Below are 26,183 nucleotides of genomic sequence, written 5' to 3' on the forward strand. Positions count from 1 at the left end.
GGTAAAGCCAGAACATCACGTTGTGTGATCCAGGTCTCTATTGGGCGTCCCGGCGCTTGAGAAGGGCGTAACCGCCCGCCAGCGCGGCGATCACCCAGAGCGCCATGATCCCGAGCCCGCCCCAGGGGCCGTACGGTGTGTCGTCGCCGATCCTCGGCACCACCTGCATGATGTGGCTGCCCGCCTGGTCCGGCAGGAACCGGCCGATCTTCTTCGTGGCGTCGACGTTGCCGAGGATGTTGGAGATCAGGAAGAAGAACGGCATCAGGATGCCCAGCGACAGCAGCGGCGAGCGCAGCATCGCGGCGACGCCCATGGAGAACATCGCGATCAGGGCCATGTACAGTCCGCCGCCGAACACCGCGCGCAGCACCCCGGGGTCGCCGATCGCGGCCCGGCGGGAGCCGAGCATCGCCTGACCGAGGAAGAACGCGGCGAAGCTCGTGACCAGGCCGACGGCCAGCGCGAGCGCGGCGGCCACCGCGACCTTGCTGAACAGGAAGGTGGCGCGCTGCGGAACGGCGGCCAGCGAGACCCGGATCATGCCGGTGCTGTACTCGTTCGACACGACGAGCACACCGAACACGATCATCGCGAGCTGGCCGAGGGTCATGCCCGCGAAGCTGATCATGGTGGGATCGAAGGAGAGCCGCTCCCGTAGGGGCATGTCGTCGAACTGACTCCTGGTCAGCGCCGAGATCAGCATCCCGAGCGCGACGGTGACGACCACGGCCAGGGACAGCGTCCACACCGTGGACGACACCGACCGGATCTTGGTCCACTCGGACCGGATGACCTGTACGGCCGCCATGGCTCACGCACCCTTCCAGCCGGCGCCCCAGTCCTGGGCGGCGGGGCCGGGCCCCGGGCCCGGCACAGACTCGGGAGCGGAATGCGCGTGGTACTCCACCGACCCTGCCGTCAGCTGCATGAACGCCTCCTCCAGTGAGGCCTGCCGTGGGCTCAGCTCGTGCAGCACGAGCCCGTAGCGGGCCGCCAGCTCGCCGATCTGCTCGGCCTTGCCGCCCGCCACCTCCAGCGCCCCGTCGCCCGCCTCCACGACGGTGATCCCGGCCTGGTGCAGCACGTCGAGCAGCCGCTCGCGCTGGGGGCAGCGGATACGGACGTACGACCGCGAGTTCTGCCGGATGAAATCGGCCATGGAGGTGTCCGCGAGCAACCGGCCCTGCCCGATGACCACGAGGTGATCCGCCGTCAGTGCCATCTCGCTCATCAGGTGACTGGAGACGAACACCGTCCGGCCCTGCGCGGCCAGCGACTTCATCAGGTTCCGGATCCAGTGGATGCCCTCCGGGTCGAGCCCGTTGACCGGCTCGTCGAACATCAGGATCCGCGGGTCTCCGAGCAGCGCCCCGGCGATGCCCAGCCGCTGTCCCATGCCCAGCGAGAACCCCTTGGCCTTCTTGCGCGCCACCGCCGTGAGCCCCACGGTGTCCAGCACCTCCGCCACCCGGCGGGGCGCGATCCCGTTGCTCTGCGCGAGGCACAGCAGGTGGTTGTGGGCACTCCGGCCGCCGTGCACGGCCTTGGCGTCCAGCAGGGCGCCGATATACGTCAGCGGGTCCTTGAGCCGGTCGTAGTGCGTGCCGTCGATGCGGACGTCGCCGGCGGTGGGGCGGTCGAGCCCGAGGATCATCCGCATGGTCGTGGACTTCCCGGCGCCGTTGGGCCCGAGAAACCCCGTCACGATGCCCGGCCGGACCGTGAAACTGAGATGGTCGACCGCCACCTTGTCGCCGAACCGCTTGGTCAGCCCCTCCAGCTCGATCATGCGGCCACGCTAGGACGGGGACCGCAGCCCTGCCACTCGGGCGCTCGCTCCCGTCACCCCCGGGCGACGGGGAGCCGCACACGCGGGCGGCGGCCCGCGCGACGCACCTCCGCCGGCTCGTGCCGGGCGCTCTCCTCAGGGCGTACGGCGGATCCGGATCGGGCCCCGGGCTCCGGCGGGGTCGACGGGTGTGCCGTGCTGGGTGATCTCCACCCGCCCCTCGGCGGCGAGCCGGGCGGCGGCCCGGCGGACGGGTTCCATCAGCTCGCGCCAGCCCTCGCCGGGCGACCTCTCGATCGCGCGGGCCACGTCCGAGGGACAGACGGACGCCCCCGGCGCCCTCCGGTCGAGCAGATCGAGGATGGCGTCTTCGAGGGACCGGTCGCCTGCCCGCATACGGGCCCCCCTTTCGGGCCGGACGGGCCGCGCGCCGTTGCGGACTGCACCGGCCGCCGAGGCCCTGCTCCAGGATTCAGGCTACGCGCCGACCGGGGCCGGAGAGCGGGAAGCGGTCCCGCCCCCGGCCGCGCAGCGCGGGCGGGACCGCGATACGCGTGCACACGTCAGGGGCGGCGGGACCCGGTCCCGCCGCCCCTCACGGCGTCGTACGAACGTGCGGTCCTACCGGGTCTGCTGCGCCGGAACGCCGCGGGAGATCGGCTCGTCGTCGGTCGACGTGCCGGCCGCGGCCACCGCGGCACCGGTCAGCGTGGCGAGCATCTCGCGGACGTTCGTCAGCTGGGCGTTGATGGAGTCGCGGCGGTTGGTGAGGGCGGCCAGCTCGCGCTCGGATTCCGAACGGATGCGGTCGGCCTTGGCGTTGGCGTCGGCCACGATGTCCTCGGCCTGGCGCTGGGCCGTCTCCACCGTCTGGCGGGCGCGGCGCTCGGCGTCCGTGCGCAGCTTCTCCGCCTCCAGACGCAGCTGCTCGGCCCGGTGCTCGATCTCGGCCAGGCGCTTCTCGGCCTTCTGCTGACGCGAGGCCAGGTCGCGCTCGGACTGCTCGCGGCGCTTGGCCAGGTTCGTCTCGAAGTCGGCGGCGGCCTGCGCGGCCTTGGCACGGGTCTCCTCGAAGAGGGCGTCCGCCTCCTCGCGCTTGGACTGCGCGTCCTTCTGCGCCTCGGAACGCAGCTGGGAGGCGTCGGCCTTGGCCTTCTCGACGATCCGGACGCCCTCGTCCTCGGACTTGGCCTTGCGCTCGGCCGCGTAGGTCTCCGCGTCGTTGCGGACCTGCTGGGCCGCCGACTCGGCGAGGTCGCGGTGCTGCTCGGCCGCCCGACGGGCCTCCTCACGCAGCTCCTTGGCCTCTTCCTCGGCCAGGCGCAGGATCTTCTCGACCCGCGCGCCGAGACCCGCGTACGACGGCTCGGCGTCGGTGACCTGTGCCTGCGCGTTCTGCGTCTCGAGGTGCAGCTCCTCGATGCGCTTCTCCAGGGCGGTGATACGGGCTAGAGCGCTGTCACGGTCGGAGACGAGCTTGGAGATACGTTCGTCCACCTGAGCGCGGTCGTACCCACGCCGCACAAGCTCGAAGCCGTAGGGGGAAGTGTCGCTCATGGGGTTCCTGTCGAATGAGACCGGTGAGGTGATAGGTGGAATCCTAGGGGCCGAAGCGGTGTGTCATCGAGCGGATACGTGTTTGATCTGGAGAATGACACCTCTTTTGAGTGGCTGACCGTCGGACGGCTTGCCAAGGACTCGGGCAAAGCCACCAGAAGACACCGGAATCCACCTTTCCCGCTAGCCGTCTGACGACTTGCCACCCGATCGGGGGGCGCCCACGGTCGCGCCCGCCTTGACCCCGTTGTCCTTGCCGGCCGCCGGGGTCTCGAAGGACTCCAGTGCCTCCAGGACGTCCTGGACCCGGGAGATCTCGGCGTTGATGTCCTCGCGCCGGCGCACCAGGATCTCCAGCTCGCGCTTGCCCTCCTCGACCGTGCGCCGGGCCTCGCGGATCGCCTCGGCCTTCAGCTCCTCGGCCTCCTTCACGAGGGTGGCCTTCTTCTGCTCGGCCTCCTTGAGCAGCCCCTCCGCCTTCCTGACGGCGGCGATGCGCACCTTGCCCGCCTCCGAGTTGGCGTCGGACAGGATCTCCTTCGCCTTGGCCTGCGCCTTGGCGTGCTGCTCCTCGGCGGCCTTGATGAGCGCGTCGCAGCGGTCGCCGGCGGTCTTCATGGTCTCGGCGGCCTCCCGGCGGGCCCGCTCGTGCAGCTCCTCGACCTCGCTGGTGATGCGGTCGCGCAGCTCCTCGGCCCGCTCCCTTATGGCGGTGGCGTCCCGGCGGGCGCCGACCAGCAGTTCGTCGGCGTCCGTGCGGGACTTCTCCACCAGGGAATTGCCCTCGACGGTCGCCTCACCGACGATCCGGTCGGCCTCGCTGCGGGCGGCGCCGACCATCGTGTCGGCCTGCGACTCCGCGTCCGCGGTGGTCTTCAGCGCCTGCTGCTGCGCCTCGGTGAGCAGCTTGTCGGCCTCGGCCGCGGTCTCCGTGATGAGCGTGTCGACCTGCTCGGCCGCCTCCGAGCGCCGCTTGTTGGCGTCCTTGCGGGCCTCGTCCAGCGTCCGGTCGGCCTCCTCGCGCGCGGAGTTGACGAGCCGTTCGGCCTCCGCCTCCGCGTCCGCCCTGAGCCGCTCGGCGTCCGCCCGCACCCGCTCCGCGTGCTGCTGGGCCGAGCCGACCGTCTCGGCGGCCTCGGCGCGCAGCCGCTCGGCGTCGCCGGTGGCGTCCCCGATGAGCCGCTCGGCGCCGGCCACGGCCTCGGTGCGAACCCGGTCGGCCTCGGCCAAGGCCTCGGTGCGCACCCGGTCGGCCTCGGCGGTGGTCTCCGTGGTGAGCCGCTCGGCCTCGGTGAGCGCCTCGGTGCGGACCCGCTCGGCCTCCGCGAGCGTCTCGGTCTGCAGCCGCTCGGCCTCGCTGCGGGCCTCGGTGATCAGGGTGTCCGCCTGGGTCGCCGCGTCGGAGCGGATGCGGTTGGCGTCCTCGCGGGCGTCCGCCCGGGTGCGGGCGGCGGCCTGGTCGGCCTCGGCGAGCGCGTCCGACGCCTCGGTGCGCACCCGCTGGGCGTAGTCCGAGGCCTCCGTGCGCAGCCGCTCGGCCTCCCCGATCGCCTCCGCGACCGTATGCTCGGCCAGCGTCTTGGCGGCCTCGGTCTCCTCGTTCGCCTCGCGCCGGACGCGGCTCGCGTCCTCGCTCGCCCGCTCCCGCTCGGCGTAGGCGTCGGCGCGGACCCGGTCCGCCTCCTCCTCGGCCTCACGCTTCGTACGGTCCGCCGCGTGCTCGGCGGCCGAGCGCAGCCCGCTGATCTCCTCCTGTGCCTGCTCGTGCAGCCCGGCCACGGAGTCCCGCACCTGCTGCGCGTGCTGCTCGGCGGCGGAGACCATCTCGGTGGCGCGCCGGTCGGCCTCCTCCACCAGACGGGTCGCCTCGGCCTGCGCCTCCTCCACGCGCTTGCGCGCGGAGGCCAGCAGTTCCTCGCTCTGCTCGCGGGCCCGCTGGCGCTCCTGGTCGGCCTCCTCGCGCGCGGCCCCGAGGAGCTCCTCGGCCTCGCGCCGGCGCCGGGCGGCCTCCTCCTGCGCGGCGGCCAGGGTCTCGGACGCCTCGGTGCCCAGCCGCTCGGCGGCGGCCTGCGCCTCGGCGCGCATCCGGTCGGCGGTGTCCTGGGCCTCCGTCTTCAGCCGCTCCGCCTCGGCGGCGGCCTCGGAACGCAGCCGTACGGCGACGGCCTCGCCCTCGGCGCGCGAGGCGGACGCGTCGGCTGCGGCCTCGTCGCGCAGCCGGTCCGCCTCCGTCTCCGCCTGCTGCTGGAGGGTGCGGATCCGCTCGGCGGACTCCGCGCGCAGCCGCTCGCTCTCCTCGCCGGCCTCCCGGCGGATCCGGGCGGCCTCCTCGCGGGCGTCGGTGAGCGACTGTTCGGCGGTGGCCAGCCGGTCCTGCGTCTCGGTCTGCAGCCGGGTCAGTTCCGCGGCGGCCTCGGTGCGGCGGGCCTCGACGACACGCTCGGTCTCCTCGCGCAGCTCCCGCGCGGCCCGCTCGGCGTCGGCCTCGACCGTCTCGGCCCGCTCGGCGGCCTCGTCGCGCAGCCGCTCCGCCTCCTTGCGGGTGCGCTCCAGGGTCTCCTCGGCCTGCCGGCGCAGCGCGGTGGCCCGCTCGATGGCCTCGGTGCGGACCTTCTCGCTGTCCGTGGTGGCCTTCTGCCGCAGCTCGTCGGCGTCCGCCTTGGCCTTGGCCAGCAGCTCCTCGGCGGACTTGGCCGCCTCCTCGATCTGCGCGACCGCCTCGCGGCGGGCCTCGGCGCGGATCGACTCGCCCTCGGCGACCGCGTCGGCGCGCAGCTGCTCGGCCTCGCCGCGCAGCCGGCGGGCCTCCTCCTGCAGCTCGACCGTCTTGGCGCGGTACTCCTTGGTGTCGTCCTTCGCCGCGCCCTTGAGCTGCTCGGCGATGTCGTGCGCCTCGGCGCGCAGCCGGTCCGCCTCGGCCTCGGCCTCGCTGCGGATCCGCTCGGCCTCCTCGGTGGCGGCCCTGGTGGTCTTCTGGGCGTCCTCGGACGCCTTGTTGAGGACGTCCTCGGCGGTCCGGGCCGCCTTCGACAGCTGGCTGGCCGTCTCCTCGGCGGTGATCGAGCGGGCCTTCTCGGCGGCCTCGGCGACGATCCTCTCGGCCTCGGCGCGGGCGTCGGCGACCGCGTGCTCGGCCTCGGACCTGGTGTTCTCGGCCTCCTTGGTGGCCTCCTCGACCAGCCGGGCGACCTGCTCCTTGGCCGTGCGGGTGCGCGTCTCGTTGGCGGCCTCGGCGCTGGAGAGGGCCTTGGCGGCGGCCTCCTTCGCCTCGGTGAGCACCTTCTCCGACTCGGCCTGCGCCTTGCGCAGCGCCTCCTCGGCCGCCGCCATCCGCTCCTCGGCGGTCCGGCTCAGCTCGGCGGCCTGGCGGCGGGCGGTGTCCGACTCGGTGGCGGTGGCGGTCCGCAGCTGCTCGGCGTGCTCGGTGGCCTCCTGGGCCTGGGTGGACGCGGCGTTCAGCAGGCGCTCGGCGTCCGTGCGGGCGCGGCGCAGGATCTGCTCGGCCTCCGCGCGGGCGGCCTCGGCATCGCTCTGCAGCCGCTCCCGGGCCTCCCGGGTCAGCCGCTCGGCCTCCGTGCGGGCGGCGGCCATGGCCTGGTCGGCCTCGGCGCGGGACTCGTCCAGCAGCCTCCGGGCCTGCTGCTCGGTGCGGGCCCGCAGCTGCTCGGCCCAGGCCACGTTCTCGTTGACGTGCGACTCGACCGTGGAGCGGCGCTCGGCCAGTTCCTGGTCGAGCTGCTGGCGCCGGGTCACCGCCTCCTGGTGCAGCTCCGCCTGGAGCCGGGCGGCCTGCTCGGCGTGCTCCTGCAGGATGCGCTGGGTCTGCGCGCGGGCCTGGCTCAGCTCCCGCTCGGCGTCCTGGCGCAGCTGCTCGGCCTGCATCTGGGCGTTGCGCAGCAGCTGCTCGGCCTGATAGCCGATGTCACCGCCGTCGTAGGCGGGCCGGGTCATGAGGGTGCGGCGCGCCTCGTGCAGCTTGGCGCGCAGCACCTCGACCTGGTAGCCGAGGTCCTCGGCGTGCTGGATCGCCTTTTCCCGCTCGGTCTTCAGCCGCTTCATCTCGGCCTCGAACCGAGAGAGGTGGTCGACGTCAGCCGCCGGCTCTCGCTCCTGGCTCTCGTAGCCCCGCACTGCGCGGTCCCATCCGTCCCCTGGTCAGCTTCTTCGACGAGCTCCGTCCATCCGCCGAACGGGGCCCCCGGGGAATGGTGTCAGATCAACGGCGGAGCACGGGCTGCCGCCCCGACGCTCGTCCCCCGAAACCCGGACCCCGGCATGCGGTCGCCCCCGCGTTCAGGGACGACCGCCCCCAACCCTACCGGCCCATATGTACGGGGGTCAGTGCTCAGGCGACTCAACAGGGGCCGAAGTGACCAGTTCTGTGAGAACGCCATGGCAATCCTTGGGGTGCAGGAAGGTGATCCGCGACCCCATGGAGCCGCGCCGGGGCTCCTCGTACAGCACGCGTACGCCCTTGCCGCCGATGTCGGTGGCGTCCGCGTCGACGTCCGCCGTACCGAAGGCGATGTGGTGGACACCCTCCCCGTTCTTCGCCAGCCACTTGCCCACCGCCGAGTCCTCGCGGGTCGGCTCGAGCAGCTGGAGGTAGGAGGCACCGCCGTCCGAGGTCTCGTTGATCTTGAGCATGGCCTCGCGCACCCCCTGTTCCTCGTTGACCTCGGTGTGGAACACCTCGAAGCCGTACGTGGCCCGGTAGAACTCGACGGTCGTGTCGAGGTCGTGGCAGGCGATCCCGATGTGGTCGATTCGCGTCAGCATGGAATCAGTGCAACGCCCCGGGGGTGGTTACGCAACGTGCGCGCGATCACACCGACGGGCCGATGACGCCGTGCTGTACCGCTCAGTACATTCGAAGTAAACCCTCGTTCACTCCTCGGCCCGTGCGGGCCGGTAAGGGGATCGCAGCTCATGCCTTCTGGAACGACCAGCTCGGTGATCGTCGCGGGTGCCCGTACGCCCATGGGACGACTGCTGGGCTCGCTGAAATCCTTCTCGGGAGCCGACCTCGGCGGCTTCGCGATCAAGGCCGCCCTCGACCGTGCGGGGATCGGTGGCGACCAGGTGCAGTACGTCATCATGGGCCAGGTGCTGCAGGCCGGGGCGGGGCAGATCCCGGCGCGCCAGGCCGCGGTCAAGGCCGGCATCCCGATGAACGTCCCGGCGCTCACCGTCAACAAGGTGTGCCTGTCCGGCCTGGACGCGATCGCGCTGGCGGACCAGCTGATCCGGGCGGGCGAGTTCGACATCGTCGTGGCCGGCGGTCAGGAGTCCATGACCAACGCCCCGCATCTGCTGCCGAAGTCCCGCGAGGGCTTCAAGTACGGCGCGGTCCAGATGCTCGACGCGATGGCCCACGACGGCCTGACCGACCCGTGGGAGAACATCCCGATGGGGGAGTCGACCGAGAAGCACAACACGCGCCTCGGCCTCGGCCGCGCCGAGCAGGACGAGATCGCCGCCCTCTCCCACCAGCGGGCCGCCGCCGCGCAGAAGAACGGCCTTTTCGAGGCGGAGATCACCCCGGTGGAGATCCCGCAGCGCAAGGGCGAGCCGGTCGTCTTCAGCAAGGACGAGGGCATCCGCGGCGACACCACCACGGAGTCCCTGGGCAAGCTGCGCCCGGCCTTCGCCAAGGACGGCACGATCACCGCCGGCTCCGCCTCGCAGATCTCCGACGGCGCGGCGGCCGTGGTCGTGATGAGCAAGGCCAAGGCCGAGGAGCTGGGCCTCACCTGGCTCGCGGAGATCGGCGCCCACGGCAACGTGGCCGGCCCGGACAACTCCCTGCAGTCCCAGCCGTCCAACGCCATCCGGCACGCCCTGAAGAAGGAGGGCCTGGAGGTCTCCGACCTCGACCTCGTCGAGATCAACGAGGCGTTCGCCGCGGTCGCCGTGCAGTCAATGAAGGACCTCGGCGTGTCCACGGAAAAGGTGAACGTGAACGGCGGCGCCATCGCGCTGGGCCACCCGATCGGCATGTCGGGCGCCCGGCTCGTGCTCCACTTGGCGCTGGAGCTCAAGCGGCGCGGCGGCGGTGTCGGCGCGGCCGCGCTGTGCGGTGGCGGCGGTCAGGGTGACGCGCTGATCGTGCGGGTACCGAAGGCCTGAAACCCCCTGTACGCGGGGTCCGAGTCCCGCTGTACGTCTCATGAGCGAACGGAGCTGTGATGCAGGACGTCTCCTCTCTGGTGGCCCAGGCCAGGGAAGGCCGGCCACGGGCCGTGGCCCGGCTGATCTCCCTTGTGGAGGGGGCGTCCCCGCAGCTCAGGGAGGTCATGGCGGCGCTCGCCCCGCTCACGGGCAACGCCTATGTGGTGGGTCTGACGGGCTCGCCGGGCGTCGGCAAGTCGACCTCGACCACCGCGCTCGTCACGGCGTACCGCAAACAGGGCAAGCGGGTCGGCGTCCTGGCCGTGGACCCGTCGTCCCCGTTCTCCGGGGGCGCCCTGCTCGGCGACCGGGTCCGGATGTCGGAGCACGCCTCCGACCCCGGCGTCTACATCCGCTCGATGGCCACCCGGGGCCATCTCGGCGGGCTCGCCTGGGCCGCCCCGCAGGCGATCCGGGTGCTGGACGCCGCGGGCTGCGACGTGGTCCTGGTGGAGACGGTCGGTGTCGGCCAGTCGGAGGTGGAGATCGCCGCCCAGGCGGACACCTCCGTCGTCCTGCTGGCGCCCGGCATGGGTGACGGCATCCAGGCGGCGAAGGCCGGCATCCTCGAGATCGGCGACGTCTACGTCGTCAACAAGGCGGACCGCGACGGCGCCGACGCCACGGCCCGCGAACTGAACCACATGCTGGGCCTGGGCGAGTCCCGCGGCCCCGGCGACTGGCGCCCGCCGATCGTGAAGACGGTCGCCGCGCGGGCCGAGGGCGTGGACGAGGTCGTCGAGGCCCTGGAGAAGCACCGCGCGTGGATGGAGGAGCACGGCGTCCTCGCCGAGCGCCGCCAGGCCCGCGCGGCCCGCGAGGTGGAGACGATCGCGGTCACCGCGCTGCGGACACGCATCGGCGACCTGCACGGCGACCGCCGCCTCGGCGCCCTCGCCGAGCGCATCGTCGCCGGTGAACTGGACCCGTACCGCGCGGCGGACGAACTGGTGGCGGGCCTGACGGAGGGCTGACCCCTGGTCACCCCCGGCGCCGCGCTGCTAGCGTGACCCGCATGTTCCTTCCGCTGGCGTAGAGCGCACCCCGGACGCGGGGCCCCGTCGAGAGGCCGCCGCGTCCTTCGGTGTCCCCTCTTCCCGCCTCCGCAGAGGAACCTCAGCGTGTCCACGCACCCCCCGCGGCCCTCGTACGCCGCCGTCCTGCGCGTCCCGCACGCGCGCCGCACCTTCGCCGCCGCTCTGATCGCCCGTCTGTCCTACGGCACGGTCGCGCTCGCGGTCATGCTCTCCGTCACCCGGGCGACCGGGTCGTACGCCGTCTGTGGCGCCGTGATGTCGCTGTTCGGCGCCACCACGGTGTTCCTCATGCCCCTGCGGGCGTCCCTGATCGACCGGTTCGGCCCGCGCCGCGCCCTGCCGCCCATGGCGTCGCTCTACGGTGCCCTGTTGTGCGCCCTGGCCGCCCTCACCTGGCGGCCCGGGGCGCCGGCCGCTCCCATCGCCGCGACCGCCGCGCTGGCCGGTGCCTGCGCGCCGCCGCTCGGTCCCACCATGCGTGCCCTGTGGACCGAACTCGTCGAGGACCGGGCGCTGTTGCAGCGCGCCTACGGTCTGGACGGCGTCGCCGAGGAACTGCTCTACGTGTCCGGCCCGGCGCTGGTCGGCCTGCTGGCCGGCTTCGCGCCGCCGCCGGCCGGCATCCTGCTCAGCGCCGTGCTGGTCGTCGCCGGCACCGGCGCCTTCGTCACCTCCCCGGCGATGGCCGGACCCCGGCCGGCTTCCCGGGACACGACGTCCGGCCGGGTGAGCGGTCTGCTGCCCGCGGTGGCCGTGGCGGCCGGCGCCGGTCTGGCGCTCAGCGGGGTGGACCTGCTGGTGCTGGCCTTCGCCGGTGAGCGGTCCTACGACCCCGCGCTGGTGCCCTGGGTGCTGGGCGCGCTGAGCGTGGGCAGCGCGGTGGGCGGTCTGGTCAACGGGGCGATGCGGTGGCGTACGGCCACCCGGGTGCGGCTGTGCCGGTTCGCCGCCGCACTCGGCCTGATGATCGCGGTGGCGGGCCTGGCGCCCGGCCTGTGGACGCTCACGGTGGCGCTGGCCGGCGCGGGCGCGTTCCTCGCCCCGGCCCTGACGACGGCGTATCTGCTGGCCGACGAGACGGCGGCGCGGGAGGCCCGCACCCGGGCCGGCGCCTGGGTGAACGCCGCCGTCAACGCGGGCGGTTCCAGCGGCGCGCTGCTGACCGGCCTGCTGCTCGGTGCGGTGCCGCTCGGCGGGTGTTTCCTGCTCGCGGGCGCGGCGGCGATGTCGGCCGCGCTGCTCGCGGCCCCCCGCCCCGGGGCGGGGGCCTCTGGGGCGCGGCGTCTGCTCCGGCGCCCTGGAGGCCCGGCCGAGGTCAGGGGCGCCCCCGCTGTCCCCGCAGATGCTCCGCGATCGGCTTGAGCGCCTTGTCCAGCTCTATCAGAGCCTCGGACGGGAGCAGGTCGATGAAGTGCCGCCGCACCGATGCCACGTGGTGCGGCGCCACCTTCTTCATCGTCTCCATGCCGTGCTCGGTCAGCACGGCGTACAGGCCCCGCCGGTCCGACTCGCAGTTCTCACGGCGCACCAGGTTCGCGTTCTCCATGCGCGTGATCTGGTGCGAGAGCCGGCTCTTGGACTGCAGGGTCGCGGAGGCGAGATCGCTCATCCGCATCCGCACGTCGTCCGACTCGGACAGGTTCACCAGGATCTCGTAATCGTTCATCGTCAGGCCGAACGGCTGCAGATCCTTTTCGAGCTGGTACGTCAACAGCCTGTTGACCTCCAGGTGGGTGCGCCAGGCGCACTGCTCCGCATCGGTCAGCCAGCGCGTGGCCGTCTCGGTCTCCATGAATGAAGTCTACCTAAGAAGTTGAATGACGAACTACTTCGGGTGGTGTGACAGTGCGCACGCGTTCGAGGTCACACTCCGCAGACTACCGCTCACAGCCCGAAGCGACGCTGGAGGTCTCCCAGCTGTCCGGGAAGGCGCGGTCCGCCCGGCGATTGCGGACCGTGTCCGCCCGGTGCCGTTCCGCCACCGCCGGGCACCCCCGGCCCGGGCGGTACGGCGCCCGTCGCGGACTCGGTCATGAGGGCCTCCGACGACTGCAGCAGGACCGTCCCGGCGCCCACGAACTCGAACTGGTGCTCCTCGCCGGAAACCCCGCCGAGGCCAGTCATCGCACGTAGACCGCCCAGTACGCCCGCCAGGTACCCGTGGTCGTAGTGATGGCACGGGGACGGGCAGTCGGCCCAGCCGACGAGGGCCTGGGGATCGACCCGGATCGGAGGTTCCATGAACACCACCGGACCGTTAGAGGCGGCGACGAACTTTCCGGTTCCGATCAGTGTCAGAAAACCCGGCACGATCGATTGTTTCAGTGCGAGACTTGGCTGAAAAGCGAGCAGGTTGCCCGCGCGAATGGTCAAGTTCCCGTCGTCCAGGTCGTAGGAGTCGACGTCGAAGGCCCGGTCGGCCAGCAGCATCTTGCCCGAGCCCTCCGCCACGACCCAGTCGCTCGCGTGCAGTGGCGAATGGAACGACGTACGGACAAGTCGGTCGAGTCGGCCGTGTCCGATGCCGTTGAACTCGATCGCCCCGTAGTAGGCGATCATCTTCCCCTTCTGCAGGAACCACTGCCCGCTCTTGAGCTCGACGCAGAACGTGTACCGGTTCACGTTGTCGTCGGCGGGCAGGGTCGTCGGGTCGTGCACCACCGGGCCGCCCGGGGTCGCGTGCGCGCTCACAGCTTCTCCTCCGAGGCCTGGACGTACACGGTGCCGTTGCCGCTCAGCTCCAGCTGGAAGGCCTCACCGGAGCCCCGGCCCACCATGTCCCGCCAGCCGAGCGCGGTGGACAGCCTGTTGCGGACGTCGCCGTGATGGGCGACGTAGGCCTGCGGGTCGACGTGGACCGGGCGCTGGGGGGTGATCGGGATCTCGAAGACGCCGCCGTGCGCCATCACGGCGACGGACCCCTGGCCCTGCAGCGTGGTGGTGAACAGCCCCTGGCCGGTGACCTGGCCCCGGACGAGGCCCATGACCCCGCCCTGCGAGCCCATGAACATCGTGCCCTGGCGGAGCGTGCCCTCGAACGCGAGCAGCCGGTCGGCCTCGACGTACAGGGTGTCACCGGAGAGGCCGATGACGTGCACGTGGTGGCCGCCGTGCCCGAAGAAGACGGTGCCGCTGCCCTCGACGGACATCAGCGGGGCCGCCTCGCCGGCCATCCGCCGCCCGAGCATGGACATCACACCGCCCTGGCCGCCCTGCACGTTCGGGGTGAAGGACACCTCCCCGCGGTAGGCGAGCATCGCCCCGCGCTGGCTGAACAGCCGCTGCCCGGGCAGCACGGTCGCCTCGACCATCTTCGAGTTGATCTCTCGGAAGCCCATGTCACAGATCCCCCGCGATCGTGTTCCGTTCGCTCGGCTGCACGTACACCAGCCCGTCGCCCTCGAAGCGGATCTGGAAGGCCTCGCCGCCGCCCTCACCGAGCAGCGTGCGGAAGGTCACACCCGACTGGAAGGACTGCCGCACACTGCCCTGGTGGGCGATGTAGGCACCCGGGTCGACGGTCAGCGGGTACTGCGGGCTGACCCGCAGCACCACCGCCGGCCCGTCGGACGTGATCGCCGCCTGGCCGTGCCCCTCGACGGTCGTGGTGAACAGGCCGTTGCCCTGGGAGGCGCCGTGCAGCCCCGTGAACGTCGTGCCCGTCCTCAGCCCCGCGTCGGTCGCGAGCAGATTGCCCGACTCGACGTAGAGCTTGTCCCCCCGGAGGCCGACCAGGTTGATCTCGGTGGCCCGGTCCGCGAACCAGCAGGTCCCGTGCCCCCTCACCTCCATCACCGTCATCTGCTCACCGGTGAGCCGCCGGGTCACCATCCCGCGCAGCCCCTCGCCGCCACCGCTCAGCTTCTTGAAGGCCATCTGCCCGTCGTACGCGACCATCGAGCCGTTCTTCGCCTTCACGGCGTCCCCGGTCATGTCGACGGCGAGGACCTTGCTCCCCTGGAGCCGGAACATCGCCACCCGGCGAAGGTAGCGGCGTGGCGGGTGGGCGGAACAGGGCCTGTGGGTGGATACCGACCCCGATGCCGACCCTGAGCGCACCCCCGGGGTCGTCGTTTGCCACAATGGGCGAACGCTTGTGCTTCCGTTCACAAAGCGGACTGCCCCGTGACCGCGCCCTCAGCGACTCTCACCCGAAGGTGACCCGTGGACCTCAAGACAGCCTCCGCCATCCGCCGCCTCCGTCTGATCTCCGTACCGGAGGGCATCTCCTGGATCGTCCTCGCGGTCTGCACGGTCATCAAGTACACGGTGACCTCCGAGGTCGACGTCGCCCGGGTGCTCGGCCCGATCCACGGCGTGCTGTTCGTCATCTACGTGCTCTTCTGGGCCGACGCCTGGAACCGCACCAAGTGGAACAGGGGGAAGGCCGCCCTCTACTTCGCGTACTCGGTCATCCCCGGCGGCGGCTTCATCATCGAGCGCAAGCTGCGCCGCGAGGCCGAGGACGCCGTCATCGCCGCCCGTGCCCGCAAGGAAGGCGTGGTGAACGCGTGATCGTCGCCTTCTCCGTGACGCCGCTGGGCGTGGGTGAGGACGTGGGGGAGTACGTCGCCGACGCCGTACGGGTGGTCCGCGAGTCGGGCCTGCCGCACCGCACCGACGCCATGTTCACCTCGGTCGAGGGCGAGTGGGACGAGGTGATGGACGTCGTGAGGCGGGCCGTCGCGGCCGTCGAGGCGCGCGCACCGCGGGTCTCGCTGGTCCTCAAGGCGGACATCCGGCCCGGTGTGACCGACGGGCTCACCTCCAAGGTCGAGACGGTCGAGAGGCATCTGGCGCGGCCCGCGGAGTAGGGGTCAGCCGCCCGACGCCAGGGTCATGCCCAGCGGGGTCCGCTCGTACAGCACCTGGTGGCCGTACCGGCGTGCGGTCAGCAGGCCCGCGTCCCGCAGCACGGCCAGATGGGCCGACACCGACGACGGCGCGAGCCGCAGCCGGTGGGCGAGGGCGCTGGTGGTCGCCGGTTCGCCGAGCGCGGTCAGGACGGCAGCCCGGTTGCGGCCCAGCAGCCGGATCAGCGCCTCGGGAGTGCGCTCGGCCGGCTCGGTCCACAGGCCGCCGACGCCGCGCGCGGGGTAGACCAGGGCCGGCTGCCACGGCGGATCGAAGCCGCTGACCAGGTCCGGCCACGAGAACACGCTCGGCATCAGCACCAGGCCCTGCCCGCCCAGGTGCCGGTCGTGCTCCCCGTGCCGGTCCAGGGTGAGGGTGCCCTCGTGCCAGCGCAGCCTCGGGTCCAGCTCCGGCAGCAGCACGCCGAGGCCGACCTCGGCCAGGCGCCGCGAGTGGTAGGCCACGTCGGCCTCCAGCAGCGCCCGCAGCCGCGGCCAGTCCGGCCGGACCAGCACCTGCCACGCCTCCTCCACGGCGTCCGCCAGCTGTCGCACCATGCGGGCGGGATCCGCGCGCCAGGACCGTGCCCACGGCGACTCCGGCGCACCAGGGGTGCAGGCCAGCGAACGGGCCGTGTCCCGCCAGGCCGCCTCCGGGCCGGCCGACCGCACCGCCGCGATCTCCTCCTCGAACGTGGCGGCCGGCCCGAGCGGTGGGGGGCCGAGCCAGTCCGGTGAGTGTCCCCGGCGGGGCATCAGCAGCCACAGCGGAGCGAGGTCCAGCCCGGCCGCCGCCGCACGGATCCGCCGGAGCCACGGCGCGTGGTACCCGTGCCGGTCCGGGCGCTTCAGGGTGCGCACCGCCTCCTGCGTCTCCCAGAGAGGCGACACCGCGAACCGGCAGCGCAGGAAGTCGTCCTCGCCGAAGCGGAGCAGAGAGGGCACGGTCACCTCCATGGCGGCCCCACGGCCGGCTCGTCCGGCCCGCGCAAGAGGCTACGGCGCCCGGCTCCAGCCAGCGCCGCCCTCCCGGCCCGCGCCGCCGAGCCGGGGAGCAGACGGTGTGTGCCGTGAGTCCCGGTCCCCGGCGGGACCGGCGTTGCCCGGCTTCCGCCCGCGCCGCCGTCCCGGCCCGCGCCGCCGAGCCGGGACCAGGCGGTGTGTGCCGTGAGTCCCGGTCCCCGGCGGGACCGGCGTTGCCCGGCTCCCGCCCGCGCCGCCGTCCCGGCCCGCGCCGCCGAGCCCGGGAGCAGGGGCTGTGTGGGGACGGTCCCGGACCCGCGGGACCGGCGTGGCGTGGGTCCGCTCCCGGCCGCGTCAGGGCGGAGGATTCGGCGAGGGGCGAATCTCTATGGCGGCCGGTCGCCGTGCGGGCACGCTGCCCGCATGTCCGCACCGTCCCGGGCGGCGGCCCCGGCGAGCCCCGCCGGTTACCGCCGCGTCTTCGCCGTGCCCGAGTTCCGGGCCGTCTTCGCCGCGCACGTGCTGTCCATGCTCGGCGTGATCGTCAGCGAGATCGCGCTGTCCGTGCTCGTCTACGACCTCACCCGCTCGCCCCTGCTGAGCGCGCTCACCTTCGCGCTGGGCTTTCTGCCGTACGCCGTCGGCGGCACCCTGCTCGCGCCGGTGGCCGACCGGTTCCCGGCCCGGCGCGTGCTCGTGGTGTGCGACGCGGTGTGCGCGGGCTGCGTGGCCCTGATGGCGGCCCCCGGCACGTCCATCGGCGTCCTGCTCGCGCTGCGCTGCTGCCTCGCCGTCGTCGCCCCGGTCTTCTCCGGCACCCGCATGGCCACGCTGGCCGACGTGCTCGGCGACGGCGACCTGTTCGTGCTCGGCCGTTCCCTGCTGCGGATCGTCGCCCAGAGTGCCCTGCTCGTGGGGTACGGCCTCGGCGGGCTGCTGCTGACCGTCGTCGCCCCGCGGCACGCCCTGCTGATCACCGTCGACACGTTCCTCGCCTCCGCCGCGCTGCTGCGGCTGGGCACCCGGCGCCGGCCCGCCCGCACGGACCGCCGCACGGACGCCCCGTCCGGCCTCCGGCGGCTGCTCGGCCGCCCACGCGTGCGCGTGCTGCTGCTCGTCTTCTGGTTGCCGGCGGCGTTCTCGGTCGTCCCCGAGGCGCTGGCCGCGCCGTACGCGGACGACCTCGGCGGCGGTTCCACCGGGCTCGGCCTGCTGATGTGCGCCCTGCCCGTCGGCACGGTGGCCGGTGAACTGGCCGCCGGGGCCCGGCTCGCCCCCGCGACCCGCGAGCGGATCGCGCTGCCCCTGCTCTGCGCGACCCTGCTGCCCTATCTCGGGTACGCCCTGCGCCCCGGGCTCACCGCCTCGCTGCTGCTCCTGCTGCTGTCCGGGGCGGGATCGGCGTACACCCTGGGCCTGGACCAGTGGTTCGTGCGCGCCGTGCCGGAGGAACTGCGCGGGCGCGCCATGACCGTGCTCAGCGCCGGACTGATGACGGTCCAGGGTGTGGGCATGGCGCTGGCCGGGGTGGCCGCGCAGGTCGTGGGGGTGCGCACGGCCGTGGCGGGGGCGGGCGCCGCGGGTGTCCTGTGCTGCTGCGGACTCGCGCTGGCGGCCCGGGCGACCGAAAGCCGAGACGGGGCTGCCCCGCATATGACCGGCCGGTAGGGTCTGATGACGTGCCGAAGCCTCTGAGCCTCTCGTTCGACCCCATCGCCCGCGCCGACGAGCTGTGGAAGCAGCGCTGGGGAAACGTGCCGTCCATGGCCGCGATCACCTCGATCATGCGGGCCCAGCAGATCCTGCTCGCCGAGGTGGACGGGGTGGTCAAGCCGTACGGGCTGACGTTCGCCCGCTACGAGGCACTGGTGCTGCTCACCTTCTCCAAGGCCGGCGAGCTGCCGATGTCCAAGATCGGTGAGCGGCTGATGGTGCACCCCACGTCCGTGACGAACACCGTGGACCGCCTGGTGAAGTCCGGTCTGGTGGCCAGGCGGCCCAACCCCAACGACGGCCGCGGCACCCTCGCCGTCATCACCGACAAGGGCCGCGAGGTGGTCGAGGCGGCCACCCGCGACCTGATGGCCATGGATTTCGGGCTCGGCGCGTACGACACGGAGGAATGCCAGGAGATCTTCGCGATGCTCCGTCCGCTGCGGATGTCGGCACACGACTTCGAGGAGTGACCCGGGGCAAGATCTCCCGGAACGGGTGGTTACGCTCGGCTCCATGAAAAAGAGCGTGCTGACCCGCTACCGCGTCATGGCCTACGTCACCGGTGTGCTGCTGGTGCTGCTGACTCTCGGCTGCATCGCCAAGTACGGCCTGGACATGGACGGTGCCGCCGACTTCACCCGGGTCGTCGCCATCGCCCACGGCTGGCTGTACGTCGTGTACCTGATCTTCGCCTTCGACCTGGGCTCCAAGGCGAAGTGGCCGGTCGGCAAGCAGCTGTGGGTGCTGATCGCCGGGACGATCCCGACCGCGGCCTTCTTCGTCGAGCGGAAGATCAGCCGCGAGCTGGAGGCCAGGGCCGCCGACGGGGCCCCGGCCGTCGCCAAGGCGTAGGTTCCACCGCCGTACGGCACACGTACGGCGGTCAGCCATCGACATTTACTAGGACGTCCAAGTAAATTCGATGGTATGGACGCTCACGCCATCGAGGAAGGCCGCCGACGCTGGCAGGCCCGCTATGACGCCGCACGCAAGCGCGACGCTGACTTCACCACGCTCTCCGGTGATCCCGTGGAGCCGGTGTACGGGCCCCGGCCGGGCGACACGTACGAGGGATTCGAGCGGATCGGCTGGCCCGGGGAGTACCCCTTCACCCGCGGGCTGCATCCGACCGGCTACCGCGGGCGTACCTGGACCATCAGGCAGTTCGCCGGGTTCGGCAACGCCGAGCAGACCAACGAGCGGTACAAGATGATCCTCGCCGCCGGCGGCGGGGGCCTGTCCGTCGCCTTCGACATGCCGACGCTGATGGGGCGCGACTCCGACGACCCGCGCTCGCTCGGCGAGGTCGGGCACTGCGGGGTCGCCATCGACTCCGCCGCCGACATGGAGGTCCTCTTCCAGGACATCCCGCTCGGTGACGTCACCACCTCCATGACCATCAGCGGCCCCGCCGTGCCCGTCTTCTGCATGTACCTGGTCGCCGCCGAGCGCCAGGGCGTGGAGCCGGGGGTGCTCAACGGGACCCTGCAGACCGACATCTTCAAGGAGTACATCGCGCAGAAGGAGTGGCTCTTCCAGCCCGAGCCGCATCTGCGCCTGATCGGCGACCTGATGGAGCACTGCGCCGCCTCAATCCCCGCCTACAAGCCGCTGTCCGTCTCCGGCTACCACATCCGCGAGGCCGGGGCCACGGCCGCGCAGGAGCTGGCCTACACCCTCGCCGACGGCTTCGGCTACGTCGAGCTGGGGCTCAGCCGCGGCATGGACGTGGACGTCTTCGCGCCCGGCCTCTCCTTCTTCTTCGACGCGCACGTGGACTTCTTCGAGGAGATCGCCAAGTTCCGCGCCGCGCGCCGGATCTGGGCCCGCTGGATGCGGGAGGTGTACGGCGCCAAGAGCGAGAAGGCGCAGTGGCTGCGGTTCCACACGCAGACCGCCGGGGTCTCGCTGACCGCGCAGCAGCCGTACAACAACGTGGTGCGCACGGCCGTGGAGGCACTGGCCGCGGTGCTCGGCGGCACCAACTCGCTGCACACCAACGCCCTGGACGAGACCCTCGCGCTGCCCAGCGAGCAGGCCGCGGAGATCGCGCTGCGCACCCAGCAGGTGCTGATGGAGGAGACAGGGGTCGCGAACGTGGCCGACCCGCTGGGCGGGTCCTGGTACATCGAGCAGCTGACCGACCGGATCGAGGCCGACGCGGAGAAGATCTTCGAGCAGATAAAGGAACGGGGCCTGCGGGCGCACCCGGACGGCAGGCACCCGATCGGGCCGGTCACCTCCGGCATCCTGCGCGGGATCGAGGACGGCTGGTTCACCGGGGAGATCGCGGAGTCCGCCTTCCAGTACCAGCGGGCCCTGGAGAAGGGCGACAAGCGTGTGGTCGGCGTCAACGTCCACACCGGGTCGGTCACCGGTGACCTGGAGATCCTGCGGGTCAGCCACGAGGTGGAGCGGGAGCAGGTGCGGATGCTCGCCGAGCGGAAGGCGGCGCGCGACGACGGGGCCGTACGGCACGCCCTCGACCGCATGCTGGCCGCCGCGCGGGACGGCTCCAACATGATCGGGCCCATGCTGGACGCGGTGCGCGCCGAGGCGACGCTCGGCGAGATCTGCGGAGTGCTGCGGGACGAGTGGGGGGTGTACACGGAGCCGGCCGGGTTCTGACGGACGGATCCGCAGCGCGAGGCGGATCCGCGTCCGTCGCGAGTGGATCCGTGTCCATGACCTGGCACCGGCACCGGTGTACCTGGCGACGGTGCACCTTTGCACCCGGCCGCCGGCGACCCGGGCCGGGCGGTCGGTGCACCCTTGACCCCGGCCGCCGGTGACCCCGGCCCGGGCCCGGGCAGACGGTGCACCCTTGCACCCGGCCGCCGGTGACCCGGGCCGGGCGGGCAGGCGGAGTGTCTTCGCCGGCCCGCCCCGCCGTGTGCGGAGGGCGCCGCCGGGTCAGGTGCCGGCCGCGGCGAGTCCGTCCAGCAGCACCGTGGTGAATCGTGCCGCCCAGCCGGCGTCGACCGGCTCGCACGAGACCAGCGTGCGGTGCACCACCGCTCCGGCGATCATGTCGAAGATCAGGTCGATCTGCGGGCCCGGGTCGGTCACGTCCGCGGGGATCTCGCCCCGGCTCTGGGCGCGCCGGCGGCCCTCGAGAACCAGCCGTTTCTGCCGGGCGACGATCTTCTCGCGGAGCCGCTGCCGCAGGGCCTCGTCGTGGGTGGCCTCGGCGACCACCGCCATCAGCGCCGTCTTGGTGGCCGGCTGTTCCAGCAGTTCGGCGAACTGCAGCACCACACCCTCGACATCGGCGCGCAGGCTGCCCCGGTCCGGCAGGACCAGCTGGTCGAAGAGGGTGGCGAGGGCATCGGTCACCAGCTCGCTCTTGCCCGCCCAGCGGCGGTAGACGGTCGTCTTCGCAACCCCGGCCCGCGTCGCCACGTCTCCCAGCGTGAGCCCGGACCAGCCCAGTTCCACCAGAGCCTGGCGCGTCGCGGCCAGGATCGCCGTGTCCGCCGCGGCACTCCGCGGGCGTCCGGCACGACTGGCGGGGGCGCGGCTCTCCATCCCACGACCATAACCGGCCGATCCCGGGGAGCCGTGAGGGAGATCACCGGGGTGTGGTGTCGCGAGGCCCCCCGATGGCATTACGCTACGACTCGTAGCGAAAGCTCGCGATGGACGTTCGCGAGCCGCGACCACGGCGTGGGGTGGGGACCCGGCGCCGACCACATCGCTTTTTTTCCTTCAGGCGCGGGAACGGGGGAGGATAGACGCATGCAGCCACGGAACATGTCCATGAGCGGCGTCGTCGACCTCGCCGCGGTCAAGGCGGCCCAAGAGGCCAAGACCAAGGCCGAGCAGACGCGCGCCGAAACCGCCCGGCAGGGCGGGGCGGGGGCCGTCTCGCCGGCCGATCTCGTCATCGACGTCGATGAAGCCGGATTCGAGCGGGATGTCCTGCAGCGGTCCGCGGAAGTGCCCGTCGTCATCGACTTCTGGGCCGAGTGGTGTCAGCCCTGCAAGCAGCTGAGCCCGGTCCTGGAGCGGCTGGCCGTCGAGTACAACGGGCGCTTCCTCCTCGCCAAGATCGACGTCGACGCCAACCAGATGCTGATGCAGCAGTTCGGCGTGCAGGGCATCCCGGCCGTGTTCGCCGTCGTCGCCGGGCAGGCGCTGCCGCTGTTCCAGGGAGCGGCGGCGGAGGACCAGATCCGGCAGACCCTGGACCAGCTGGTGCAGGTCGCCGAGGAGCGGTTCGGGCTGACCGGTCTGACCGTCGATCCGGACGCCGAGCCGGGGGGTGCCCCCGCCGCCGAGGTGGCGGAGGGGCCGTACGAGGCGACGCTGAACGCCGCCGCGCAGGCGCTGGACGCCGGCGACCTGGACGGCGCCGTGCGGGCCTACCGGAACGTGCTCGCCGACGACCCCGCCCACCCGGAGGCCAAACTCGGACTGTCGCAGGCCGAGTTGCTCCAGCGGGTACAGAACCTCGACCCGCAGAAGGTGCGCCGGGAGGCGGCGGAGAAGCCGGCCGACGCGGACGCGCAGATCGCCGCCGCCGACCTGGATCTGGTGGGCGGTCATGTCGAGGACGCCTTCGGGCGGTTGATCGAGACCGTGCAGCGCACGGCGGGCGACGACCGGGACCGGGTACGGCGCCGGCTGCTGGAACTGTTCGAGGTCGTGGGCCCCGAGGATCCGCGCGTGGTGGGGGCGCGACGGGCGCTGGCCCGCGCCCTGTTCTGACCAGTCGTTAAACGCCACGGCTTGTGATGCCGGGGTGAAAAATTCGCCGACGAGCTGTCGGGGCGGCCGCGCTTTACCAAATCTTGGTAATCGCGGCCGCTGTTACTCCGAGTAAAACGTGGCCGTTGGTCTGTCTGGTTTGGTCCAGGGATCAACGGCTTTGTTCTGCCCTCCGAAGCCACCGAGCGTCGCACTCCGAGACCGGTCGGTCGTCTTCCGGTTATCCGGCCGTTACTAGCCAGTAACGAACCCCCTTGTGTCCAGGCCGAGAATGCACCACGATCGGCGACGCTCGGTCCATTCCCACACCCCGGCAGCCGGTCGGGTCGCGGGAGACTCTGGGTCCCCACCGAGCAGGGCCGGCGGCAGTGGCGCCGGCCCTGGGGCAGGGGGGTCTTCGCCGTCCGGCGAAGCCTGTCCAGCAAGGTTGTGCGTGATGCGTGTCAGGCGCGACCAGTGGTTGTCGCTCGGGGGTGATCGCCGGTGATTCGGGCGCTGTTCGCGCCACCGAGCGCAGGCGCTCTCCTTCCCGAGGACGTAGCACTTCTCCCATCCCTGCCTGGCTGAGCCCCGACCGGGGCGAGTCCGGGCCAGGAGATGTACGTCCGAGAAGGAGGAAATATGGAGTCCCAGGTGCGTGGCGGGACCAGATGGAAGCGGTTCGCTGTGGTCATGGTGCCCAGCGTCGCCGCTACGGCAGCGATAGGCGTGGCACTGGCGCAGGGTGCGCTGGCGGCTTCGTTCAGCGTGTCGGGCCAAGAGTTCAAGGTGACGGCCGACTCGCTGCACGGTACGGGCTTCGCACAGTACGGGGCGGTCGACAGCGGTTACGGGCTCGACGGGAAGAAGACGGCCCACGCCGTCGCCGTCTCGTCGTTCACGGACGCCACGATCACCAACATGTGCCAGTCCGTGGTCACCCCGGACGTGCCGTTCCTCGGCTCGATCACCCTCCGGCTGGAGGCCGGCGGGCCGGGTCACGAGAAGGTCCAGGCGCACAACCTCTACATCGATGTCAGCGACCTGCAGGCCGATGCGACGTTCAACGGCATCGACATCGGTGTGGCCGCCAAGGACGCCAGCAAGGGTCCGGGCATGAAGGGCAACGGCGAACAGGCCAACCCCTTCGGCTTCGCCCAGCAGGCCGACTCGGCCGACCTCACCCGCGTGAAGCAGACGGCGTGGGCGACCACCGCCGGAACCTTCAAGCTGAGCGGTCTGCACATGTCGCTGCACAGGGGCACCGGCGGCCCGACAATCGAGTGCTACTGAGCCCTCGGTGACGGGCGGGGGAGCCGACGGCGCCCCCGCCCGTTCCATCATCGGCCGCGCATTCACGCACGGCACACGTCACCACCACAGCAACGCCGCACCAGGGAGCTGTTTTCCATGAGCGCCGAGACTCCTGCCGCCGCATCCGGCCAGTTCAGCCGCCGGAGGCTGCAGTTCCGCGCCTGGCGGGGCGCGCGCCCGTTCTGGGCCGGTCTGTACATCCTGCTCAGCGGTCTTCCGATCATGTACTTCCCGTACTACCACCTCCGGTTCGGCCACCTGACGGTGGCGATGGCGACCACGGCGGGGGCGGGCTCCCTGATCATCGGCGTGCTGCTCGTCGTCCTGGGTGTCAGCCTCTGGTTCCAGAAGCACGTGCGGACGTTCGCCGGTGTCGCCGCGATCCTGCTGGCGCTGGTGTCCCTGCCCGTCTCCAACTTCGGCGGCTTCATCGTCGGCTTCCTGCTCGCCCTCGTCGGTGGAGCGATGGCCGTGGCCTGGGCGCCGGGCGCGCCCGACGAGCCGCAGCCGCCGGCCGAGGCGGCGCCGGGGCAGGACGGTGCTCACGAGACCGCCCCGCTGCCGCCACTTCCCCACCAGGGCGCGAACCCGCTGAACGAGTCGAACGACCTGTCAGGAACGAGCCCGGCCAACGGGGCGAACGGGAGGCACAGTGCCGGCTGACGAGGCGACCTGCGGGAGTGACGTGGACAGGTCCCGCGCGAGAACCGGGCCCCGCCACGCGGCTCCCAAGAAGCCGCTGTTCACCAGGTTCCACATGCCGGCCGGCAAGGCGATAGCCTCCGTGGCGATGCCGACCGCCGTGATCGTGGGCATGGGCTTCACGTCCACGCTCGCCCTCGCCGACAACAACGGCAGCCCGTCCCCGTCGACCTCGGCCAAGAGCCTGACGGCCGACGAGTACAAGGACTGCATCAAGGCGCTGGACGACTCCAAGGACCCCTCGGCCTCGCCGTCGCCTTCCGCGTCCGAGAGCGAGTCCGCGGACAGCGGCAAGCCCTCGGCGGACACCGGCGAGGACGGCAAGGGCACCAAGGACGCCAAGGACGCCAAGGGCGGCAAGGACGCCGAGGACCCGGGCAAGTCCTCTTCGCCGGATTCAGGTTCCGGCGACAAGACCGAGCCCGAGCCGACCGCGACCGCCGGCTCACCTGACCCGGGCTCCGGCTCCGGCTCTGCCTCCGGCGAGGACGCCGGCACGCCCGCCCCGGCCCCGTCCAAGAGCAGCGGCAACCTGCTGGACACCATCGGGGACACGCTCGGCGGCATCCTCACCGGCGGCGAGAAGGACTCCGGCACGACCTCCGCGAGCCCGACGCCGTCCTCGTCCCCCTCGGCCCCCTCTTCCGACGCGCCCTCGGCCCCGGCCGCCGGCAGCGGCACGTCCTCCGGGTCCAAGGCCGCCGACGCTGCCCGGGACACCGTCGAGGACACCGTCACCAAGGCCGGCAAGGCCGCCGGGGACACGGTGAAGAAGGCCACCGAGAAGGTCTCCGAGACCGCCGAGGACACCGTCGAGGCGGGCAAGGACGCGACCGGGCCGGCGACCCCGGCCCCGTCCGCGAGCGCCTCCGCCGCCGCGGAGGACTGTCCGCTGGCCACCGAGGACGAGAGCGGCGTCGACAACAAGACGCTGGTGGCGGACGACCCCTGGTACCTCAACGCCAGCTCCCTGCTCCTCAAGGGCGCCGACTACCAGGGCGTCGTGGAGGTGAAGACGGCCAACGGCACCAAGAAGAAGGTGCTGAAGTACGTCGTCTCCGGCGGCACGGACATCGGGGACCTGCACCAGACGGTGCACGACAAGCAGGCGAAGAAGACGTACCACGTGCAGGCGTCCAAGGGTTCGACGTCCACCATCCGCGACGGCGACACCGTGATGTACACGGAGAGCATCTCGGGCAACCTGTTCGGTCTGATCCCGGTGACCTTCAGCCCCGACAGCCCGCCCCCGCTGAACATCCCGCTGATCTACTTCACCAACGTGAAGGTGACCCAGGCAGGCCAGTTCGGCGGCAACCTGCACATACCCGGCATGCACGTGTACACGACCGACTGACCGGTCGCAGAAGCCCGTTCGGGAGCCGCACA

The 26,183-nt window shown here is 72.1% G+C and carries 25 protein-coding genes; 13 read left to right on the forward strand and 12 right to left on the reverse strand.

All coding sequences use genetic code 11. The annotated features are described in order from the left end of the window. Nucleotides 1-37 precede the first annotated feature (37 nt). The 6 genes from ACGFT2_RS14260 to mce all read right to left on the reverse strand — a co-directional run bounded on the left by ACGFT2_RS14260 (nt 38) and on the right by mce (nt 8,128). Nucleotides 38-811, reverse strand: coding sequence for an ABC transporter permease (locus ACGFT2_RS14260; protein WP_393277574.1), 774 nt, complete (start codon nt 809-811; stop codon nt 38-40). 3 nt (nt 812-814) lie between these two features. Next, nucleotides 815-1,792, reverse strand: coding sequence for an ABC transporter ATP-binding protein (locus ACGFT2_RS14265; protein WP_393277576.1), 978 nt, complete (start codon nt 1,790-1,792; stop codon nt 815-817). A 135-nt stretch (nt 1,793-1,927) separates the two neighbouring features. Beyond that, the gene (locus ACGFT2_RS14270; protein WP_393277578.1) at nt 1,928-2,188 is read right to left on the reverse strand and encodes a DUF3253 domain-containing protein; all 261 of its coding nucleotides are present in this window, start codon (nt 2,186-2,188) and stop codon (nt 1,928-1,930) included. Between the two features lie 225 nt (nt 2,189-2,413). Beyond that, nucleotides 2,414-3,349, reverse strand: a complete 936-nt coding sequence (locus ACGFT2_RS14275; RefSeq protein WP_362163037.1) for a cellulose-binding protein — start codon at nt 3,347-3,349, stop codon at nt 2,414-2,416. A 183-nt stretch (nt 3,350-3,532) separates the two neighbouring features. Then, nucleotides 3,533-7,480, reverse strand: coding sequence for a polarized growth protein Scy (gene scy / locus ACGFT2_RS14280; RefSeq protein WP_393277580.1), 3,948 nt, complete (start codon nt 7,478-7,480; stop codon nt 3,533-3,535). Between the two features lie 207 nt (nt 7,481-7,687). Then, nucleotides 7,688-8,128 carry a methylmalonyl-CoA epimerase gene (mce, locus tag ACGFT2_RS14285; RefSeq protein WP_393277583.1) on the reverse strand — a complete coding sequence of 147 codons (441 nt, stop codon included), beginning with the start codon at nt 8,126-8,128 and terminating at the stop codon, nt 7,688-7,690. 150 nt (nt 8,129-8,278) lie between these two features. Here mce and ACGFT2_RS14290 point away from each other — a divergent pair, with 150 nt between their 5' ends. The 3 genes from ACGFT2_RS14290 (at nt 8,279) to ACGFT2_RS14300 (ending at nt 11,919) form a co-directional block, all read left to right on the forward strand. Further along, complete coding sequence (locus ACGFT2_RS14290) at nt 8,279-9,478, forward strand: acetyl-CoA C-acetyltransferase (RefSeq protein WP_393277585.1); 1,200 nt, start codon at nt 8,279-8,281, stop codon at nt 9,476-9,478. Nucleotides 9,479-9,537: 59 nt separating this feature from the next. Then, nucleotides 9,538-10,494 (forward strand): methylmalonyl Co-A mutase-associated GTPase MeaB, encoded by a 957-nt coding sequence (gene meaB, locus ACGFT2_RS14295; RefSeq protein WP_393277587.1) that lies wholly within the window; start codon nt 9,538-9,540, stop codon nt 10,492-10,494. Between the two features lie 147 nt (nt 10,495-10,641). Beyond that, a complete protein-coding gene (locus ACGFT2_RS14300; protein WP_393277589.1) occupies nt 10,642-11,919 on the forward strand; it encodes an MFS transporter in 1,278 nt (425 codons plus the stop codon). Here the strand turns inward: ACGFT2_RS14300 and ACGFT2_RS14305 are convergent. From ACGFT2_RS14305 to ACGFT2_RS14320, 4 genes are all read right to left on the reverse strand, one after another. After that, a complete protein-coding gene (locus ACGFT2_RS14305) occupies nt 11,873-12,349 on the reverse strand; it encodes a MarR family winged helix-turn-helix transcriptional regulator (RefSeq protein ID WP_393277591.1) in 477 nt (158 codons plus the stop codon). The two genes, ACGFT2_RS14300 and ACGFT2_RS14305, sit on opposite strands and share 47 nt — an antisense overlap. Before the next feature lie 92 nt (nt 12,350-12,441). Continuing rightward, a complete protein-coding gene (locus tag ACGFT2_RS14310) occupies nt 12,442-13,248 on the reverse strand; it encodes an AIM24 family protein (protein WP_393277593.1) in 807 nt (268 codons plus the stop codon). After that, nucleotides 13,245-13,895, reverse strand: a complete 651-nt coding sequence (locus ACGFT2_RS14315; protein WP_393277595.1) for an AIM24 family protein — start codon at nt 13,893-13,895, stop codon at nt 13,245-13,247. The genes ACGFT2_RS14310 and ACGFT2_RS14315 overlap by 4 nt, the downstream gene beginning before the upstream one ends. A gap of 1 nt (nt 13,896) precedes the next feature. Then, a complete protein-coding gene (locus tag ACGFT2_RS14320; protein WP_393277695.1) occupies nt 13,897-14,529 on the reverse strand; it encodes an AIM24 family protein in 633 nt (210 codons plus the stop codon). Between the two features lie 192 nt (nt 14,530-14,721). Between ACGFT2_RS14320 and ACGFT2_RS14325 the strand changes: the two genes are divergently transcribed. Both ACGFT2_RS14325 and ACGFT2_RS14330 read left to right on the forward strand, forming a co-directional pair. After that, nucleotides 14,722-15,072, forward strand: a complete 351-nt coding sequence (locus ACGFT2_RS14325) for a DUF3817 domain-containing protein (protein WP_393277597.1) — start codon at nt 14,722-14,724, stop codon at nt 15,070-15,072. After that, entirely contained in the window at nt 15,069-15,371 is a 303-nt protein-coding gene (locus ACGFT2_RS14330) for an MTH1187 family thiamine-binding protein (RefSeq protein ID WP_393277599.1), read from the forward strand. The genes ACGFT2_RS14325 and ACGFT2_RS14330 overlap by 4 nt, the downstream gene beginning before the upstream one ends. Nucleotides 15,372-15,374: 3 nt before the next feature. Here the strand turns inward: ACGFT2_RS14330 and ACGFT2_RS14335 are convergent, their stop codons facing one another. Then, nucleotides 15,375-16,355, reverse strand: a complete 981-nt coding sequence (locus tag ACGFT2_RS14335; RefSeq protein ID WP_393277601.1) for a DUF5937 family protein — start codon at nt 16,353-16,355, stop codon at nt 15,375-15,377. 441 nt (nt 16,356-16,796) lie between these two features. Here ACGFT2_RS14335 and ACGFT2_RS14340 point away from each other — a divergent pair, with 441 nt between their 5' ends. The 4 genes from ACGFT2_RS14340 (at nt 16,797) to ACGFT2_RS14355 (ending at nt 20,717) form a co-directional block, all read left to right on the forward strand. Then, nucleotides 16,797-18,041, forward strand: a complete 1,245-nt coding sequence (locus ACGFT2_RS14340; protein WP_393277603.1) for an MFS transporter — start codon at nt 16,797-16,799, stop codon at nt 18,039-18,041. 11 nt (nt 18,042-18,052) lie between these two features. Beyond that, the gene (locus tag ACGFT2_RS14345) at nt 18,053-18,559 is read left to right on the forward strand and encodes a MarR family winged helix-turn-helix transcriptional regulator (RefSeq protein ID WP_393277605.1); all 507 of its coding nucleotides are present in this window, start codon (nt 18,053-18,055) and stop codon (nt 18,557-18,559) included. A gap of 43 nt (nt 18,560-18,602) precedes the next feature. After that, on the forward strand, nt 18,603-18,941 hold the full coding sequence (locus ACGFT2_RS14350; RefSeq protein WP_393277607.1) for a DUF3817 domain-containing protein: 339 nt from the start codon (nt 18,603-18,605) through the stop codon (nt 18,939-18,941). A gap of 75 nt (nt 18,942-19,016) precedes the next feature. After that, entirely contained in the window at nt 19,017-20,717 is a 1,701-nt protein-coding gene (locus ACGFT2_RS14355; RefSeq protein WP_393277609.1) for a methylmalonyl-CoA mutase, read from the forward strand. A 285-nt stretch (nt 20,718-21,002) separates the two neighbouring features. On the opposite strand, the gene ACGFT2_RS14360 is transcribed toward ACGFT2_RS14355, so the two are convergent. Further along, nucleotides 21,003-21,617: a TetR/AcrR family transcriptional regulator gene (locus ACGFT2_RS14360; RefSeq protein ID WP_393277611.1), complete on the reverse strand. Its 615-nt coding sequence runs from the start codon at nt 21,615-21,617 to the stop codon at nt 21,003-21,005. Between the two features lie 210 nt (nt 21,618-21,827). Here ACGFT2_RS14360 and ACGFT2_RS14365 point away from each other — a divergent pair, with 210 nt between their 5' ends. The 4 genes from ACGFT2_RS14365 (at nt 21,828) to ACGFT2_RS14380 (ending at nt 26,151) form a co-directional block, all read left to right on the forward strand. Beyond that, nucleotides 21,828-22,799 (forward strand): tetratricopeptide repeat protein, encoded by a 972-nt coding sequence (locus tag ACGFT2_RS14365; protein ID WP_393277614.1) that lies wholly within the window; start codon nt 21,828-21,830, stop codon nt 22,797-22,799. Between the two features lie 621 nt (nt 22,800-23,420). Further along, nucleotides 23,421-24,071 carry a DUF6230 family protein gene (locus ACGFT2_RS14370; RefSeq protein WP_393277616.1) on the forward strand — a complete coding sequence of 217 codons (651 nt, stop codon included), beginning with the start codon at nt 23,421-23,423 and terminating at the stop codon, nt 24,069-24,071. Nucleotides 24,072-24,188: 117 nt separating this feature from the next. Further along, a complete protein-coding gene (locus ACGFT2_RS14375; RefSeq protein WP_393277618.1) occupies nt 24,189-24,755 on the forward strand; it encodes a DUF6114 domain-containing protein in 567 nt (188 codons plus the stop codon). Further along, nucleotides 24,745-26,151: a hypothetical protein gene (locus ACGFT2_RS14380; protein ID WP_393277620.1), complete on the forward strand. Its 1,407-nt coding sequence runs from the start codon at nt 24,745-24,747 to the stop codon at nt 26,149-26,151. Before ACGFT2_RS14375 ends, ACGFT2_RS14380 begins: the two co-directional genes overlap by 11 nt. The last annotated feature ends 32 nt before the right edge of the window (nt 26,152-26,183 follow it).

The organism is Streptomyces sp. NPDC048514, from assembly GCF_043199955.1.
Classification (GTDB): domain Bacteria; phylum Actinomycetota; class Actinomycetes; order Streptomycetales; family Streptomycetaceae; genus Streptomyces.

Coding starts and splice junctions, on each gene's coding strand:
- ACGFT2_RS14355 (WP_393277609.1), top strand. CDS start 19,017: ATGGACGCTCACGCCATCGAGGAAGGCCGCCGACGCTGGCAGGCCCGC.
- ACGFT2_RS14290 (WP_393277585.1), top strand. CDS start 8,279: ATGCCTTCTGGAACGACCAGCTCGGTGATCGTCGCGGGTGCCCGTACG.
- meaB (WP_393277587.1), top strand. CDS start 9,538: ATGCAGGACGTCTCCTCTCTGGTGGCCCAGGCCAGGGAAGGCCGGCCA.
- ACGFT2_RS14365 (WP_393277614.1), top strand. CDS start 21,828: ATGCAGCCACGGAACATGTCCATGAGCGGCGTCGTCGACCTCGCCGCG.
- ACGFT2_RS14265 (WP_393277576.1), bottom strand. CDS start 1,792: ATGATCGAGCTGGAGGGGCTGACCAAGCGGTTCGGCGACAAGGTGGCG.
- mce (WP_393277583.1), bottom strand. CDS start 8,128: ATGCTGACGCGAATCGACCACATCGGGATCGCCTGCCACGACCTCGAC.
- ACGFT2_RS14340 (WP_393277603.1), top strand. CDS start 16,797: ATGTCCGCACCGTCCCGGGCGGCGGCCCCGGCGAGCCCCGCCGGTTAC.
- ACGFT2_RS14360 (WP_393277611.1), bottom strand. CDS start 21,617: ATGGAGAGCCGCGCCCCCGCCAGTCGTGCCGGACGCCCGCGGAGTGCC.
- ACGFT2_RS14320 (WP_393277695.1), bottom strand. CDS start 14,529: ATGTTCCGGCTCCAGGGGAGCAAGGTCCTCGCCGTCGACATGACCGGG.
- ACGFT2_RS14260 (WP_393277574.1), bottom strand. CDS start 811: ATGGCGGCCGTACAGGTCATCCGGTCCGAGTGGACCAAGATCCGGTCG.
- ACGFT2_RS14370 (WP_393277616.1), top strand. CDS start 23,421: ATGGAGTCCCAGGTGCGTGGCGGGACCAGATGGAAGCGGTTCGCTGTG.
- ACGFT2_RS14270 (WP_393277578.1), bottom strand. CDS start 2,188: ATGCGGGCAGGCGACCGGTCCCTCGAAGACGCCATCCTCGATCTGCTC.
- ACGFT2_RS14305 (WP_393277591.1), bottom strand. CDS start 12,349: ATGGAGACCGAGACGGCCACGCGCTGGCTGACCGATGCGGAGCAGTGC.
- ACGFT2_RS14350 (WP_393277607.1), top strand. CDS start 18,603: ATGAAAAAGAGCGTGCTGACCCGCTACCGCGTCATGGCCTACGTCACC.
- ACGFT2_RS14275 (WP_362163037.1), bottom strand. CDS start 3,349: ATGAGCGACACTTCCCCCTACGGCTTCGAGCTTGTGCGGCGTGGGTAC.
- ACGFT2_RS14315 (WP_393277595.1), bottom strand. CDS start 13,895: ATGGGCTTCCGAGAGATCAACTCGAAGATGGTCGAGGCGACCGTGCTG.
- ACGFT2_RS14375 (WP_393277618.1), top strand. CDS start 24,189: ATGAGCGCCGAGACTCCTGCCGCCGCATCCGGCCAGTTCAGCCGCCGG.